Source organism: Microbispora sp. NPDC088329, from assembly GCF_040685655.1.
GTDB lineage: Bacteria > Actinomycetota > Actinomycetes > Streptosporangiales > Streptosporangiaceae > Microbispora.
Genome location: NZ_JBFBIP010000003.1, coordinates 530168 through 546464, shown reverse-complemented (window position 1 = coordinate 546464; position 16297 = coordinate 530168). Strand labels below are relative to the sequence as shown.

Below are 16297 nucleotides of genomic sequence, written 5' to 3'. Positions count from 1 at the left end.
CACCCGCCCTACACTCGTTGGCTGTCCTGTGCCGCCTGTTTGGGGCAGCGGCCACGTCCACACGGGTGGGGAGCAGAGGTGGAGTTCCGGGTTCTCGGCCCCGTCGAGGTGCGCGGCGGCGACGGCCGTCCCGTCGACGTGGGGGGGCAGCGCCCCCGCTCCGTCCTGGCCAGGCTCCTGGCCGCGCGGGGCACCGTCGTCGCCACCGAGACGCTGATCGACGACCTGTACGGCGACACGCCTTCCCAGGGGGCGCGGGCCACGCTGCACGCCTATATCTCCAATCTCCGCCGCGTCATCGAGCCGGGCCGGGGGCCGCGCACCCCCGCCCGGCTCCTGCTGTCCAGGCCGCCCGGGTACGTCCTCGCCACGAGGAACGTCGACGCGATCCGCTTCGCCGAACTGGTTGGGGCGGCGGAGCCGGGCACGCCCGGGGAGGCGCTGGTCCGGCTCGACGAGGCTCTCGGGTTGTGGCGCGGTGCGCCGTACGGGGAGTTCGCCGGTGAGCCCTGGGCGGTCGCCGAGGCCAACCGGCTGGGCGAACTGCGCCTGATCGCGGTGGAGCGGCGCGCGCGGGCGCTGCTGGATCTCGGCCGTCCGCAGGCGGCGATCGACGCTCTCACGACCGAGACGGCGGACCATCCGCTGCGGGAGAGCCTGTGGTCGCTGCTCGCCACCGCGCTCTCGCACGCCGGCCGGCACGCCGAAGCCCTGTCCGCGATAGGCCGGGCCAGGGACGCGCTCGGGCGGCTCGGCCTCGACCCCGGGCCCGAACTGCGGGCGCTGGAGCACGACATCCTCGAGCAGGCCGGCTCGGCCCGTCCGGCCGTCCCCGTCGCCGTCGGCAGGCAGCGGGAGCTGGCGGAACTGAAGACGCTGCTGGAACGGGCGGACCACGGCCGGGTGGCGATCGGCGCGGTGACGGGCGAGCCGGGGATCGGCAAGACGTTCCTGCTCGACGCGCTGCGGCGGCACTGCGACGACCTGGGATACCTCGTTCTCAGCGGGGGCTGCCACGAAGCCCAGGGGGCGCCGCCGCTGTGGCCGTGGCTCCAGGTGCTGAACGCGCTGGCCCTCGTCTGCCCCCCGCCCGACCTGCCGGCGCTGGCCGGGCTCCTGGACGAGGAGGCGCCCGCCGGGTCCGGCGACGCGGCGCGGCTGCGGCGCAACAAGGCCGTCGCCGAATGGCTCGCCGGGGCCGCGCGCGCCCGGCCGATGCTGATCGTCCTGGACGACCTGCACTGGGCCGACCCCGCCACGCTCGAACTGCTCAGGGACGTGGTGATGTGCACCGAGGCCGCGCCGGAACCGGCGCCGCTCACCCTGGTGACGGCCTTCCGCGACGCGGCGTTCGCCGGTGTGCCCTCCAGGAGCACGAGCGGCCTCACCGTGGACGAACTGCTCGGGCGCGTCACGCGGTACGAGCTGCTCCGCGTCCGCCTCACCGGCCTGGGGACCGACGCCGTACGCGCCATCGCGGCCGGGATGGGCACGGACCTCGACGAGCCCACGGCCGGCCGGCTGGCCTCGCGCACCGGCGGGAACCCGTTCTTCGTCCGCGAGAGTGTGCGCCTGCTCGCCCAGGGCCGGGCGCTGGACGCGCTTCCCGAGGGGGTGGCGGACGTGGTCCGCCGGCGGATCGCCGCACTCCCGCCGGAGACCGGCGAGGCCCTGAAGATCGCCGCGGTGATCGGCCGGGCCTTCGACCCCGCGGTCGTCGCGGAGGCCGGCCGTACGGACGTCTACGAGCCGCTGGATCGCGCGGCGCAGGCGGGTCTGGTCGTCGAGCGGGACAAGCGGATGGCCTTCGTCCACGACCTGGTGCGGGAGACCCTTCTCGCGGACATCCCGCCGCTGCGCAAGGCGGCCCTCCACCGCGACGTGATGGCCTCGCTGGCCTCCCGCCCCGGCAGTGACGTGGCCGCGATCGCGCATCACGCGGTCGAGGCCGGCCCGGCGGCCTATCGCGAGGCGGTGCGCTGGGCCCGCGCGGCGGCCGAGCAGGCGAGCCTGCGCATGGCCTTCGACGAGGCGGCCTTCTGGTGGAGCCGGGCGATCGACGCCCACGGCGCCTGCTCGGGCGATCTGATGGACCATGTGGAACTCCTGCTCCGCCAGGTCCGCGCCCTGCTCGACGCCGGAGACCTGGTGAGGGCCCGCGACGCGAGAGCCGAAGCCGTACGCGCCGCCGACCGGGCCGGGGCGGGGCCGGAGCTGACCGCCCGGGCGCTGACCGCGCTCGACGTGCCCGCGAAATGGCCGCTTCGCGACCCCTACGTGGCGGTGGAGCTGAGACTCGTCCACCGCTTCGAAACCTGCCTGCGGACGTTGCCGCAGGCGGACAGCCCCGAACGCGCTCGCCTGCTGGGCGGCCTCGCGCAGGAACTGTACGACGGGAGCGGCAACCCGCTCTGCGACTCCCTGTCGGCCGAGGCCGTACGGATGGCCCGCCGCCTGGGCGACCCGCACCTGCTCATGGGAATGCTCAACGCGCGGCACCTGGCCCTGCCCCAGCCGCTCCACGTCGGCGAACTGCGGGACGTCACCGACGAACTGCACGCGCTGGCGCTGAAAGCGGAGTCGCCCGGGTACGAGCTGCTCGCGCAGCAGCTGTACACCAACGCGCGGCTGGAGACCTTCGATGTCAGGGGCGCGGACGAGGCCGCCGCCCGCTGCGACGCGATTCTGGAGCGGCTGCCGCTCCCGTGGCCCCGCTTCCAGCACGCCATGTGGCGGGCCGTACGGCTGACCCTGGACGGCAGGTTCGGCGACGCGGTCGAGATGTACGACGAGGCCGAGCGCCACGCGGAGCGGATCGACATGTGGCACGCCCACGGCCTCATCGCCCTGGGACGTGTGATGGTGCACTACCACGAGGGCACCATGGCCGATGCGGGGGAGGCCGTCGAGGCCGCCGCCGTCTTCCATCCCTTGATGGGCAGGGACGCCCGGATTCTGCTGCTGTGCGCGCAGGGCAGGACCGGCGACGCGCGGCTGCTCGCACGCGACGGCCGGCAGGCGCCGCTCAAGGAATGGTCGTGGCTGCACGCGAGCTGCCTCCAGGCGGCGGCGCAGGCGGCGCTCGGAGACGGTGCCGCCTGCCGGCTGAGCTATTCGACGCTGCTGCCCTACAGCGGGCGTGTCTCCGCCTGGTCCGGGGTGATGTGCGTGGGGCCCGTCGACTGGTACCTGGCACTGCTCGCCGACGCCCTGGGCGACGCGGGCGCCACGCGGCGGCACCTCGAACTGGTGGCGCGGCTGGCGGGCGAGAACGGGCTGACGTGGTGGCGGGACCGGGCGCTCGCACAGCGGGACCAAGAACAGCGGGACCAAGAACAGCGGGACCAAGACTGACCAAGGCGGGCCAAGAGGGCCCAAGAAAACCCCAGACAGTGATCTCCAGGATGGACGCAGGGCCGCAGGGCGCGGCCCGGTACAACCAACTGGGGGTATGTCATGCGTGACATTCTCAAGATCGAAGACCTCCCCGCGGGCGTCTCCGAGCTCTCCGGGGCGGACCTGGACGCCGTCGCCGGTATCGACATCGTGCTGGACGACGGCAGCGTGATCACGGCGGACCTCAAGCCCGGCACCGGCTTCCTCTGCACCGCCAGCCAGACGAAGGACTGCTGGAACACCTGATCACCGCGGTGATCCGGCCGCGGTGACCGCCACCGGATCCCGACTGTGAACAGCGGGGAGCCGGCGTCCGCGGGCGCCGGCTCCCATCGCGTTATGGCGAAGGAGCACGTGACCGTGTTATTGATCATCAGTAGTGCCCGCGACGACTCGGTTCACATGGTGCTGCCGAAGCTGGAGAAGCGCGGCGTGCCGCTGCTGTGGTGGGACGAGGCCGACTACCCCGGGGCCTCGGCCCTCACCACCCGCTATGCCGACGGCCGCTGGCGGCAGACGCTCACCTACCGGGGAAAGACGCAGGACCTGTCCGAGGTCACCGCGGTCTGGCACCGCCGCCCCGGCAAGCCGGCGGCGCCGGACGTGCGGGAGTCGTCGCAGCGCGAGTTCGCCGAGCACGTCGCCAAGCTGGCGCTCCGCGGGGCCTACGACCTCATGACGGGGGCGCGGTGGATGCCGGCGCCGCCGCAGCACGCCCTGGCGATCGACAACAAGCTGCTGCACCTGCACCGTGCCACCGAACTCGGCTTCACCGTGACGGAGACCGTGGTGACGAACGACCCGGACGAGCTCGTCCCTGCCTGGAACCGAGCCGGCGGCAAACTGATCACCAAGACGCTCGACTACCTCCCTTTCTCACTTGACGACGAGGCCCGTCACCTCTACACCACTCAGGTGACCCGGCGGTGGCTGTCCGGACGGCACCGGCTCCGTCACGCCCCGGCGATTCTGCAGCCCAACGTGCCCAAGGCGTACGAGCTGCGGGTGACGGTCGTCGGCGAGCGGGTGTTCGCCGCCCGCATCGACTCCCAGGTGTCACGGATGACCGCCGTCGACTGGCGGCACCACGACGACCCCAAGGTGATCTATTCCGCCTACGATCTGCCGCCGGACGTGGCCGAGCGTTGCGCCCGGCTGGTCGCCGGGCTCGGCCTCACCTTCGCCGCGCTGGACTTCATCGTGACGCCGGACGGCCGGTACGTCTTCCTGGAAGTCAACGTGAACGGCCAGTGGGGGTTCATCGAGCTGCTCAGCGGCCTGCCGATCAGTGACGCGATCGCCGACTGGCTCGCCGACGCCACCCTCCGCCCCGACTTCAAGGAATCCACCGATGCCCGCTGACCAGAGCACGCTTCCCCTCCCGGCCGCCTTCGCGAACGACCTCGTCGACGCGGTCGCGCTTCTGCGTGGCCTGCCCGCCACCCCCGAGACCGTGAACGACGCGCACCGGAGCGTGCGGGACTGGGCGGCCGAGCGGCCGTGGCTGCGCGCCCAGCTCGTGGTCGACGAGACACCCGGGACGGCCCGCGTCGGCTACGACCTCCTCCTGGAGCACCCCGAAGGCGGCTCCGTCGCGTTGTCGGCCCAGGTGGACGACGGCATTCCCTGGCTGGTCGACCACTCCAGCCACTGGGCCGCCGCGAACATCCTGAGCGTCGACGGGGTCGGGCTGTCGATCGGGGTCGCGCTGTCGGCGATCCGTTCCCTCGGCGTCCGCGACCCGCGGGTGCACGAGCAGTTGGTGGACCACCGCATCCTCATGAACGAGATGGAGGACGACCCGCGCCCGGTGACCGACGACGAGATGCGGCGGGCCGCCGACGACTTCCGCAGGCGGCTCGGGCTCACCACCCGCGAGCAGACCCTGGACTGGCTCGCCCAGAACGGCATCTCCGAGAAGGGGTTCTGGGGGCACGCCAAGATGCAGGCGCGCGTCGCCCGGATCCGCGAGCGCTTCTCGGGCGACCCGGCCCGCCGTTACCTCGCCGAGCACCCGCAGCGGTTCACCGTACGACGGGCCGCGTGGGTGACCGGGCCGCGCCCTGAGCCGCTGCGGGCCCTGCTCGACGGGCCGGTGAGCGAGTTCGCGAGCCGGGTCACGGCCGCCCTGCTGTCGCCCGGCGATGGGGCAGGCCTGCGCCTGGAGGCCGCCGCGGCCGTCACTCCCCGGCTGCCGGAGCCCCTGCACGACGTCCCCGCGGGAACGGCGGCCGGGCCGGTCGCCTACGACGGAGGTCACCTGGCCGGGGTCGTGTACGAGGTCGTCCCGCCGGACCCGGAGGCCCCCGAGGTGCTCGACGCGGCGCGGGACGCGGCGTTCCAGGCATGGCTGGACGAGCGGCGGCGCACCTCCGAGATCAGGTGGTTCTGGCTGTGAGCAGGCGAGTGCCGCTGCGGATGCAACTCACCCGCAGCGAGTGCGGCGCGGCCTGCCTCGCCATGGTGCTCGGCGCGCTCGGGCGCCGCACCAGCCTCGGGGAGGTGCGCGAGCACCTCCCCGAGGGCGTCGACGGGGTCAGCCTGCGCGAGATGATCCAGGGCGGGGCCCGCTTCGGGCTCCGGCTGCGTGCCTGCCGCGCCCCGATCGAGACCGTCGCGAAGCTGCCCACGCCGTTCATCGCCGTGTGGGAGAACAACCACTTCGTGGTGGTCGAGCGGGTGACGCCGCACGGCGTCGCCGTCCTCGACCCGGCGCGGGGGCGGCGACGGCTGTCACAGCGGCAGTTCAGTGCCGGCTACTCCGGCACGGTGCTGCTCGCCGACGCTCCCGCAGGGCTCACGCCCGCCGTCAGGTCCCGGCCGTGGCGGGTGCTGCGCCCGCTGGTCGCCCCCGCGCTGGCGAACCGGAGACTGGTCGCCGCCGTCCTGCTGGCCTCGCTCGCCACGCAGGCCCTCGGCCTGGCCGTACCGCTGTTCACCAAGATCGTGGTGGACCGGCCGGTGGAGGTGGACGTGACGGCGCTCGCGGCGGCCGCCTGCGTCGTCGTCGTCGTGCACGCGCTGATCACGTGGACCCGTGCCTGGACGTTGATCAAGCTGCAGACCTCGGTCGCGGCCGAGATCATGCGCACGCTCGTCGGCCACACGCTGGCCCTGCCGTACCGCTTCTTCCAGCAGCGGTCCAAGGGCGACCTGCTGAGCCGGCTCAGCGGGGTGGCGATGCTCCGCGACCTGCTCACCGAGCAGTCGCTGACCTTCCTGTTCGACCTGTTCACCGCCGTGACGTACCTGACGCTGCTCTTGGTGGCCTCGCCCGGGCTCGCGGTGCTGACGCTCGCGGCCGCCGTCGCCCAGGCCGTCGTCGTGCTGGCCACGGCCGGTCGCGGACACCATCTGGCCCTCGCCGCGGTGCACGCGAACGCGGCGACCCAGTCCGCTCTGGTGGACAGCCTCACCGGCATCGAGGCGATCAAGGCCGCCGGCGGCGAGGCGGCCGCCGTCGCTCGCTGGCGCGGACACCACGACGAGGAGCTGACCACCGGGGCGGCCCGGAACCGGCATGTGGCCGGAGTACAGGCCGCGAGCAACGCGCTGGGGCTGGCGCTCGATCTGGGGCTGCTCGTCGCCGTGTTCGCCACCTCGGGCGACGGCGCGACGCTGGGGGACCAGCTCGCCCTGGTGTCCCTCGCGGTCTCGGCCACCACGCCGCTTGCGTCGTTGCTCGGCATCGTCTACCAGCTCCAGCTCGCGGCCGCGCACATCGGGCGGATCGCCGACCTGATAAGCGCTGAGCCGGAACGCGCCGGCGGCGTCCGGCTGAACGGCGGGCTGCGCGGCGGGATCACCGTCACCGGGATCAGCACCGGCTACGACGCCCGCACGCCGGTGCTGCGGGACGTCTCCCTGCACATCCCGCCCGGCGCGCGGGTCGCGATCGTCGGCGCGTCCGGGTCCGGCAAGACCACCCTCGGCCGGGTTCTGGTGGGGCTGGTGGAGCCGTCGGCCGGGCAGGTCCGCTTCGACGGGGTCCCGCTGGAGGAGCTCGACCTGCGGTGGCTGCGCGGGCAGGTGGGCGTGGTCACCCAGCAGCCGCATCTGTTCGCCGGCACGATCATGCACAACATCGCCGGATTCTCCGGCCTGAACAGGTACGCGGTCGAGCACGCCGCCCGCATGGCCGAGATCCACGACGAGATCGTGCGGCTTCCCCAAGGGTACGACACCGACATCGGCGAGGGCGGGGCGCGCCTGTCCGGCGGGCAGCGCCAGCGCATCGCCCTGGCCCGCGCGCTCGCCCGCCGCCCCCGGATCCTGCTGCTGGACGAGCCGACCGCCAGCCTCGACGCGGTCACAGAAGAACGCATCCGCCGCAACCTGCTGCGGCTCGGGCAGACCCAGATCGTCATCGCCCACCGGCTGTCGACCATCCGCGACGCCGACCTCATCGTCGTGCTCAACCGGGGCCGTCTGGTCGAGGCCGGCACCCACGATCGGCTGATGGCCCACGGCGGTCACTACGCCGATCTGGTCCGCTACCAGCACCAGGCGCCCGGCGTCACCGCGGCCGCTCCAGGCGGTCGCCAAGTGTGATGCCAATGATCCGCAAGTCCGTCCTTGTTGGGTGGGGGGTGAAGAAACACCCTCACCTTAAGGACGTACATGCGCACCCCCGACCATTCCACGACGAGCTGCGCAGCCGCGGGCGCGATGCGGTTCCGCGTTCTCGGGCCGGTGGAGGTCCGCGACGGTGGTGATGTGCCCGTCGGCCTCGGCGGGCGTCGCCAGCGGACGCTGCTGGCGAGGCTGCTCGCGGCGAACGGTGCGGTCGTACCGCTCGGCGAGCTGATCGACGACGTGTTCCGCGGCGCGCCCCCGGCGCGCGCGCGGACGACCCTGCAGTCGTACGTGTCGAACCTGCGCCGCGCCGTCGAGCCGGGTCGTGCTCCGTGGACGCCGCCGCGACTGCTGGTGGCACGGCCCCAGGGGTACGCGCTGGCGACGACGGACGTGGACGCCCTGCGCTTCGGTGAACTGATGGACCGCGCGGACGGCCGCACGCCGGGCGAGGCGCTGCCCCTGCTCGACGAGGCGCTGGGCCTGTGGCGGGGTTTCCCGTACGGCGAGTTCTGCGACGAGCCGTGGGCCGCCGCCGAGGTGACGCGCTTGTGGGACCGGCGCGCGGTGGCGGTGGAACGGCGTGCCCAGACGCTGCTGGACATGGGCCGGGCGCGGGCGGTGATCCCCGACCTGGAAGGGGAGACGGAGGCGAACCCGCTCAGGGAAGGGCTCTGGTGCCTGCTGGCGCTCGCCTTGTACCGCACCGGCAGGCAGGCCGAGGCGCTGGCGGTCCTGCGCCGCGCCGGAAGGCTCCTGGACGCTCGGCCGGGGACGCGCCACGGCACGCGGGTGCGCGCGCTCGAGACCGACATCCTGCGGCAGGCCGGCTCTCTCGAACACGCCCCTTTCAGCGCCGAGTCCTTCAGCGCCGAGTCCTTCAGCGCGGCGTCTCTCAGCGCGGTGTCCCTCGGTGCGGACTCTTCCGGCGCGGAACCGGTGCGGCGGCGGCCCCTGCGTGGACGGGAGAGGCAACTGGCGGAGCTGACGAGGCTGCTGGACAACGACGGCCCGGCCGCCGCTGTGGTCGACGGGGAGCCGGGCATCGGGAAGACGTCCCTGCTCACGGCCTTCCGCGACCACTGCGCCCGGCGCGGGCGTCTGGTGCTGTGGGACGGCTGCGACGCCAGCACGCCGCGGCTGTGGAGGCGGGTGCCGGAGGAGTTGCGGCGACGCTGCCCGCCGCCCGACCCCTCCATGCTGGAGTGTCTCCTCGGCGACCGGTCGCATCCGGGATCCGGGCACGGGGCATCCTCGCGCCGCAGCCGGGCGGTCGCCCAGTGGCTGGTCACCGCCGCACGTGAGCAGCCCCTCGTGATCGTCCTCGACGACCTGCACCGCGCCGGCCCGGCGTCGCTCGAGATGCTCAAGGACGTCTTCGTACTCGCCCGTGCCGTGCCCGGCGGCCCTCCTCCCATCACCGTCGTCACCGCTGTGCGCGGCGCCTCACCGCATCGGAGCGCCGTGCACGACCTTCTGGGCGGCCTGGCCTCGTACGACCTGGCCCGCGTCCACCTCGGCGGTCTGGGAACCGAGGCGGTGCGGGCGCTCGCGGCCGATCTGGGGACGCCGGTGGACGAGCGGACCGCGCACCGGCTGGTCGAACGCACCGGGGGGAACCCTCTCTTCCTGCGTGAGGTCCTGGGCGCTCGCACGCGGAACCAGACGCAGGACACGCTTCCGGATGCGGTGTCGGAGTCGATCCGTCAGCGCATCGCCGGGCTGGGGCCGCGGACCGGCGACGTACTGCGGATCGCCGCCCTTATCGGGCAGGACTTCGATCCCGCGCTGATCACCGAGATCGCGGGCGATTCCGCCTGCGAGGCGCTGGACCTGGCGGCGCAGGACGGGGTGATCGTTCCCCGGGCCGGCCGCATGGCCTTCGCCTACGGTCTGCTCAGGGAGACGATCCTCGGCGACATCCCGCCGTCGCGCCAGGCCGAGATCCACCACGCCGTGATGGTCTCCCTGTCCTCCCGCCCCGGCGCCGACGTGGCCGTCATCGCCCGGCACGCGGTCAAGGCCGGACGCCGTGCCCACCGCGAGGCCGTGCACTGGGCGCGAGCGGCCGCCGAGCAGGCGAGCCTGAGCCTCGATCACGCCGAGGCCGCCGCCTGGTGGGGCCGGGCCGTCGCGGCCCACGCCGCGTTCGGCGGCGATCCCCTGACCCACGCCGACCTGCTGTCACGGCGTGCCCGAGCGCTTCTCGACGCAGGGGAGGACGCGGGGGAACCCGTTCACCCGCCGCTCCACGTGGTGGCGTCGTCCTCCTTCCACCGCAGCTCGTCCACGACGTCGACGACCCCGCTGACCCGGCGTGTCATCCGTACGGCCGTGCGCGCGTCGCCGCGCCGGTCCATCTGGCCGATGAGCGTCACGACGCCCTGATGGACGTGGACGCCGACCCCGGAGGTGTCGGCCCGCAGGCTCCGGCCGAGGATCTCCACGCGCACCTCCCGCTCGATGTCGTCGTCGGCCCGTATGAACGTCTTGATCAGGTCGTGCCGGCTGACGATGCCCCGCAGCCGGCCCTCGGCGTCCACGACGGGCAGCCGTTCGACCCCGTGCTCGTCCATCAGGCGGGCCGCCGCGACCGTGGTCGTTCCGGCGGTGACGGTGACGGCGGGGGAGGTCATCAGGGCGGCGGCCGTCTCGCCGGCCGCCTTGGCCCGCGCCCCGCCCTGCTGTCCGAGGCGGGCGCGCAACCGCGCGCGCAGCGGCGGCCGGTAGCCCTCGTGGTAGTACTGCTCCCTGAACTCCTCCCTGCGCAGCAGATCGGCCTCGGACACGACGCCGATCACACGCCGGTCCCCGTCCACTACGGGAACGGCGCCCACGGCGCGGGCGATCAGCAGCTCGGCGATGTCCCTGAACGGCGTGCCGGCGTGGACGGACGCGACGTCCGTGGTCATGACGTCCTGCACCTTTATGTGCATGTCGGCCTCCTTCCGGCTCGTGGGGCGCCTTCTGGGGGAGCGGCCCGCGCTTTCCATCCCATCCCCGGGGCCGGGATCCGGGGCAGGGCCGAAGGTCCCAGGGTCGTCCGCACCCGGCCAGGCGGCGCCGGGCGGGCGGAAGTCCCGGCGCCTGAGGACTTTGGTCTGCTGCGCGGCGGGCAGCGGACACGATGCGATGGTGGGCGGGAGCATCGACCCTCGCGCGTCCGCGAACCGCTTCAGCACAGGAGGAAAAGCACATGGCCGGACAGATCGTCGTCGCCGTGGACGGATCGAAGCCCGCGACGGCGGCGCTGGAATGGGCGGCGGACGACGCGCGGCGCCGGGGAGACGGCCTGAGAATCGTCCATGTGCGCGAGCCGTGGGCGCACGAGTACCCGTTCCATGCCGTGGAGGGCTTCGCCCAGTCCTACAGCGAGTTCTGTGAGGGTGTGCTCGCCGCGGCCGCCGCCCGCGCCCGCGAGATCGCCCCCGGCGTGGAGGTGACGACGGAGCTCTCCGAGGGGACGGTCGTCGAGGCGTTGCGTGCGGGGTCGGCCGATGCCGGCGCCCTCGTGGTCGGCAGCCGGGGGATGGGGGGTTTCTCGGGCCTGATCCTCGGGTCGGTCGGTCTCGGGCTGGCCGGTCACGCGGAGGTCCCCGTCGTGGTGGTGCGCAAACCGCACCGGGACGAGTACCACGAGGTCGTCGTCGGCTTCGACGGGTCGCCCCACTCGGAGGCCGCCCTGGAGTTCGCCTTCGAGGAGGCCAGAGCGCGGCGCGGGCGGGTGCACGCGGTGTACGCCTGGGAGATGCCGGTGCTCTCGTCGCCTTTCGCCGTCGGGTACGGCGCGGCGCTCGACGAGATCTACGACAGCGAGTCGCGGGCGGCGCGGCTGCGGCTCGCGCCATGGCGCGACAAGCACCCGGACGTCCCGCTCGTCGAGACGGCGGTCTGCGGCCACCCGGTTCCGGCGCTGGCCGACGCCTCGCTCGTCGCCGACCTCGTGGTCGTCGGGTCCCGGGGGCTCGGCAACGTACGCGGCGCGCTCCTCGGCTCGGTCAGCCATGCCGTGCTGCACCGCGCACACTGCCCCGTCGCGGTCGTAAGGCCCCGCGACGGCGAGAGCTGAAGGCGCGGACCAGCCGAGGGCCCCACCGGCGCCGGAGCGCGGGAGCGGCCCTCGTTCGGCGATGCGGGACGGGTCAGCCCAGGACGATCGTGGTCAGGGCGCGCGGCGCGATCGTCACGCTCTTGCCCCGCAGTGCGATGGGGACCACCGCGTTGTTCTCGTCGGTCACGTACGCCCTCGCCCGGCCATGCCCCTTGATCGTGTCCCAGGTGACGGGGCCCGTGCCCGTGTTGAGGATCTCGATGACGCGGGAGCCGTCGGCGTTGCGGAACGCGGAGACCTTCAGCGCGGGGTCGGAGGCCGACGCCCCGATCCGCACCGCACCGGGCCGGATGAACCGGCTGTAAGCGGCCATCGCCCACAGGCGCTTGGACACCCGGTAGGTGTTGTTCGTGGTGTCAACGCTGATGAACGCCCTGGTGGCGCCGCTCGAAACCCCCAGCCAGTAGATGTAGGCGGAGGCGTTGCCGAGCGTGAGCGCGTCGTGGACGGCCTGCGCGATCGTCATGCCGTCCTGGCCGCTGCCGTCGTCCCAGTTCTCGTCCCAGGTGTTGCCGCTGGGGCCCCACTCCGACATCCAGGTGTTCCGGCCTGTCGGCAGTGGGGAGGTCGGGGGACTGGCGTAGGAGTGCCCAGTGTGGACCTTCACCCAGCGCCTCGCCTCGGGGTCGGCCTCGATCGCCTCCGTGTACGCCTTGGCCTGGTCCCAGCCGAACGAGTCGCAGCACACCAGACTCACGTGCGCGGCCGTGGCCGCCGGGCCGAGCACCTTGACGAACTGGGCGGCCTGTTCAGGAGTGAAGCGCATGGACTCGTAGGGGGCCGTCCAGTCGGGCTCGTTCGTGAAGCCCAAGTCGGTGATCTTGATTCCTTCCTGCTTGTAGAACTTCGCGTACTGCACGAGGTAGTTCGCGTAGGCCTGCTGCCACTCCGGCAGCAGCGTGCCGCCGTTCCTCGCGTCGCCGTTGTCCTTCATGTAGCCGGGGGCGCTCCAGGCGTCGGCGAAGAAGCGCTCGACCCCGTATCTCCGGGCCGCCTTCGCCATCCAGACCTGGCTGTTGTCGTCGCCGTCCCAGACGTACTTGGGCGGCGCGGCCGGGCCGCCCGGGTCTTCTGGCTGGATCGAGACCATCTGGTCGTACGGGACACCCGCCGGCCTCGCTCCGATGCCGAGCCGGAGGAGGCTGAGCCCGGCACCCTTCTCGCGGCTGAACCACAGGTCGAGGATCTCCCGCTGCTTGTCCTCCGGCAGGGCTTTGATCAGCTCATTGCGACGGAACGCAGTGGAGACGCCGAAGCCGTCGATCTTCTGGTACTTGGCGCTGTTGTCGATGTCGATGGCGACCGCCGACGCGGTCGCCGGCTGCGCCTGCCAGATCAGTGGAACGACGAGCAGTGAAGCCAAGATCAGATGTCTACGCATGGCTACTCCGGTGTTCGGTTGTCGGGGGAGCTCTTGGTGCCCGAACAGGCATCGCATTGATAGCGCTAACAATCGCGGCTGATGATTGAGGTGGGAATCGTGCGCAGACCTGAGATCGCCCGGCAAACCCCGAAGTTCGGCAGGGCCGCAAATCGCACTGAATGGGAACACCCATAGTGATAGCACGCCGGATAGTCCGGCTCAATACGTCGGGCCGGATTGGCGAAAATTTCAGGCCGCTCCTCCGGTCCGAGGGGGTGGGAACCCGCTCGCCCAACGCGGGTCGCGCGCTGCGCCTGTCGGCCCGGCGACGGACGTCCTCGTGGAGGGCTCCGCTTGCCTCGGCTGGCCCCAGCCGTGTGAAGGCTGAAGTATCGACGGCTCTGCCTGGGAAAACGCGCTGTAGTGTCCTGGATACCCCTTCCGGGAGCGCGTGTTCCCGGCTGCTGCGCGGACGCTCTTGCCGACTGTTAGTGGCAGGCCTGAAATCCGGCCCGAAACATCGGCCTCAGTCCGAAAGTTTCTGATCGATTACCGGTAATAGGTCACACGCCGGGCCGGCTGGGCGAAGCCGGGCGGCGGACGCTCATGGGGTCGTTTCGGTGCGTTCGCCGGCCCATGCGCCTCTCCTTGCCGCCCGGCGCGAAAGCCCGCGTCCTCGAATTCTGTATGCGTCGATCGCCTGTGAGCTTCGTGCCGAGTCGCGCACCCGCCCTTTACACAAACGCCGATCGCATTCATGGGAAGGGGGCGCCTGCCCCGGCCGCTGGGCCTTCATCTACCAGCCGGCCCATGCCAGGCGTAGGGGGACCCCGTAACCGGCGGGGCTCAGAGTGTCAGGGAAATCTACATAGTAAAGGAGCTCGGCCGGTTGTCACCGCTCGGCCTCGTCCAGCACGGGCTTGATGTCGAGCACAGGAGTGCCGTCGATGGCTTCCAGCGGCCGCACCCGCAGGCCCCTCGCCGGGTCGATCTCCAGGACCGTGACCCGGTGCAGGCCGATCGGGTTGGGGCGGTCCGGGGAGCGCGTGGCGAACACGCCGGCCACCGGATTGCTCGTCTCCCCGCGCGGATGGACCCGCAGGGTTTGGCGATCGGCCTGGTGGAACCAGGTGAGGAGGAGCATCTCGTCGCCCGCCGTCACCCCGTCGAGGGCCTCCGCGACGGCCGTGTCGATTTCCAGCCAGGCGTCCGGCGCGCCCTCGCGCCCCTGCCGCGGCGCCTCGGCACGGTCGGTCAGCACGGACTGTACGACGCCGACGGGCCGCACGGTGAATGTCTCGGTGAACGCCTCGGGCTCGCTCATGATCCGTTTCCTTCCTGACGATGGATCACCACGATGTCATCCGGTGCCGACATCTCCGGACCGTTCCGCGGGAATGCCCACGAAATGGACGTCGAGGCGGGCACGTACGCGTTGGGGCCGAGGTCCGGCCGGCTCCTGGTCCTCACCGGCCGGGCCGGGCTGGGCGCCAAGGCCGGGCATGACCTCACGATCGAGGTCACCCGGTGGCGGGGCGAGGCGGTGGTGGCGCCGGACGACCTGGCGGGCTGCCGGGTGGCGGTGGAGGCCGAGGTGGCCTCGATGCGGGTCCGGGAAGGCACGGGCGGGGTCAAGCCGCTCACCGACTCCGATCGCGTCGACATCGAGAAGAACATGCGTGACAAGGTCCTCAAAGCGGATCAGCACCCGCTGGTCACGTTCCGGTCGACCCGGGTCGTGGGCGAACCCGAGGCGTTCCGCGTGGAGGGCGAGCTGACAATCATGGGCGCCACTCGGCCGGTCACGGTGGACGGGGCGTTCGCGGACGGACGAGCGCGCGGCCGGGCGACGGTCGTGCAGTCCGAGTGGGGCATCCGCCCCTACTCCGCGTTCTTCGGCGCGCTCAAGCTGCGCGACGAGGTCGAGGTCATCTTCGACGTACGGCTGGGGGAGGGGCGGGGCTGACATGTGTGATGCTTCGGGCACCATGGATGCGTGACTGTGGTGCGCGACGCGGGAATTGCCGAGCGGTGGGGCTTGCTGGCCGATCTCGTGGCCGACGGCGAGGTGGTGGTCCTCAGCGGGGCCGGCCTGTCGACCGAGTCCGGGATCCCGGACTACCGGGGGGAGACCGGCCGCAGGCGCAGGGCCGACCCGATGACCTACCAGACCTTCGTGAACAGCGCGGCCGCCCGCAGGCGCTACTGGGCGCGCAGCCACCTGGGATGGCGTCACATCGTGGACGCCGCGCCGAACACCGGGCATCGCGCGGTGGCCGAACTGCAGCGCCGCGGCCTGGTCGCCGGGATCATCACGCAGAACGTGGACGGTCTGCACCAGGCGGCGGGTGCGCACGGGGTCGTCGAACTGCACGGCAGCCTGCATCGGGTGCGCTGCCTGGCCTGCGGGCACCGCACCTCGCGGTACGCGCTCGACCGAAGGCTGCGCGCGGCCAACTCCGGCTGGCGGGCCCGTTCGGAGATGATCAATCCGGACGGCGACGCCGTTCTGGCGGTGGACGAGATCGAGACGTTCCGCACGGTGGACTGCGAGGGCTGCGGCGGCGTGCTCAAACCCGACGTGGTGTTCTTCGGCGAGAACGTGCCGCCGTCACGGGTCGAGGAGTGCTACGCGCTGACCGAGCGGGCCGGTCTGCTGCTCGTCCTGGGATCCTCGTTGACCGTCATGTCCGGATACCGGTTCGTCCGGCGCGCCGCCGCCCGCTCGATCCCCGTCGCGATAATCAATCAGGGGCCGACCCGGGGCGACGGCGAGGCGCTGATGACCTTCGACGCCCCCCTCGGACCGGCCCTCACCTCTCTCCTGGAGGCCCTCCGCTAGTTGAGAGGAG

Annotated in this window: 11 protein-coding genes and 1 pseudogene; 9 read left to right on the top strand and 3 right to left on the bottom strand. The window is 72.3% G+C overall.

What is annotated here, in order from left to right:
• Positions 1-78: 78 nt before the first annotated feature.
• The 6 genes and pseudogenes from AB0O28_RS09910 to AB0O28_RS09885 form a co-directional block, all read left to right on the top strand.
• Complete coding sequence (locus AB0O28_RS09910) at positions 79-3354, top strand: BREX system ATP-binding domain-containing protein (protein ID WP_363638273.1); 3276 nt, start codon at positions 79-81, stop codon at positions 3352-3354.
• 102 nt (positions 3355-3456) lie between these two features.
• On the top strand, positions 3457-3642 hold the full coding sequence (locus AB0O28_RS09905; protein WP_363638271.1) for a hypothetical protein: 186 nt from the start codon (positions 3457-3459) through the stop codon (positions 3640-3642).
• Positions 3643-3750: 108 nt separating this feature from the next.
• Positions 3751-4758: an MvdC/MvdD family ATP grasp protein gene (locus AB0O28_RS09900; RefSeq protein WP_363638269.1), complete on the top strand. Its 1008-nt coding sequence runs from the start codon at positions 3751-3753 to the stop codon at positions 4756-4758.
• On the top strand, positions 4748-5794 hold the full coding sequence (locus AB0O28_RS09895) for a TIGR04500 family putative peptide maturation system protein (RefSeq protein WP_363638267.1): 1047 nt from the start codon (positions 4748-4750) through the stop codon (positions 5792-5794). Before AB0O28_RS09900 ends, AB0O28_RS09895 begins: the two co-directional genes overlap by 11 nt.
• Positions 5791-7947: a peptidase domain-containing ABC transporter gene (locus AB0O28_RS09890; RefSeq protein WP_363638265.1), complete on the top strand. Its 2157-nt coding sequence runs from the start codon at positions 5791-5793 to the stop codon at positions 7945-7947. Before AB0O28_RS09895 ends, AB0O28_RS09890 begins: the two co-directional genes overlap by 4 nt.
• A 69-nt stretch (positions 7948-8016) precedes the next feature.
• Positions 8017-9345: pseudogene (locus AB0O28_RS09885) on the top strand (BTAD domain-containing putative transcriptional regulator); the annotation flags it as partial.
• 863 nt (positions 9346-10208) lie between these two features.
• On the opposite strand, the gene AB0O28_RS09880 reads toward AB0O28_RS09885, so the two are convergent.
• Positions 10209-10907, bottom strand: a complete 699-nt coding sequence (locus tag AB0O28_RS09880) for a CBS domain-containing protein (RefSeq protein ID WP_363638263.1) — start codon at positions 10905-10907, stop codon at positions 10209-10211.
• Between the two features lie 260 nt (positions 10908-11167).
• Here AB0O28_RS09880 and AB0O28_RS09875 point away from each other — a divergent pair, with 260 nt between their 5' ends.
• Entirely contained in the window at positions 11168-12040 is an 873-nt protein-coding gene (locus AB0O28_RS09875) for a universal stress protein (RefSeq protein WP_363638261.1), read from the top strand.
• A gap of 73 nt (positions 12041-12113) precedes the next feature.
• On the opposite strand, the gene AB0O28_RS09870 is transcribed toward AB0O28_RS09875, so the two are convergent.
• Positions 12114-13445 (bottom strand): glycoside hydrolase, encoded by a 1332-nt coding sequence (locus AB0O28_RS09870; RefSeq protein ID WP_363638259.1) that lies wholly within the window; start codon positions 13443-13445, stop codon positions 12114-12116.
• Between the two features lie 892 nt (positions 13446-14337).
• Positions 14338-14769 carry a tRNA (N6-threonylcarbamoyladenosine(37)-N6)-methyltransferase TrmO gene (tsaA, locus tag AB0O28_RS09865; RefSeq protein ID WP_363638257.1) on the bottom strand — a complete coding sequence of 144 codons (432 nt, stop codon included), beginning with the start codon at positions 14767-14769 and terminating at the stop codon, positions 14338-14340.
• A gap of 84 nt (positions 14770-14853) precedes the next feature.
• Here tsaA and AB0O28_RS09860 point away from each other — a divergent pair, with 84 nt between their 5' ends.
• Entirely contained in the window at positions 14854-15411 is a 558-nt protein-coding gene (locus AB0O28_RS09860) for a YceI family protein (protein ID WP_363638255.1), read from the top strand.
• A gap of 30 nt (positions 15412-15441) precedes the next feature.
• A complete protein-coding gene (locus AB0O28_RS09855; protein ID WP_363638253.1) occupies positions 15442-16287 on the top strand; it encodes an NAD-dependent protein deacetylase in 846 nt (281 codons plus the stop codon).
• Positions 16288-16297 lie beyond the last annotated feature (10 nt).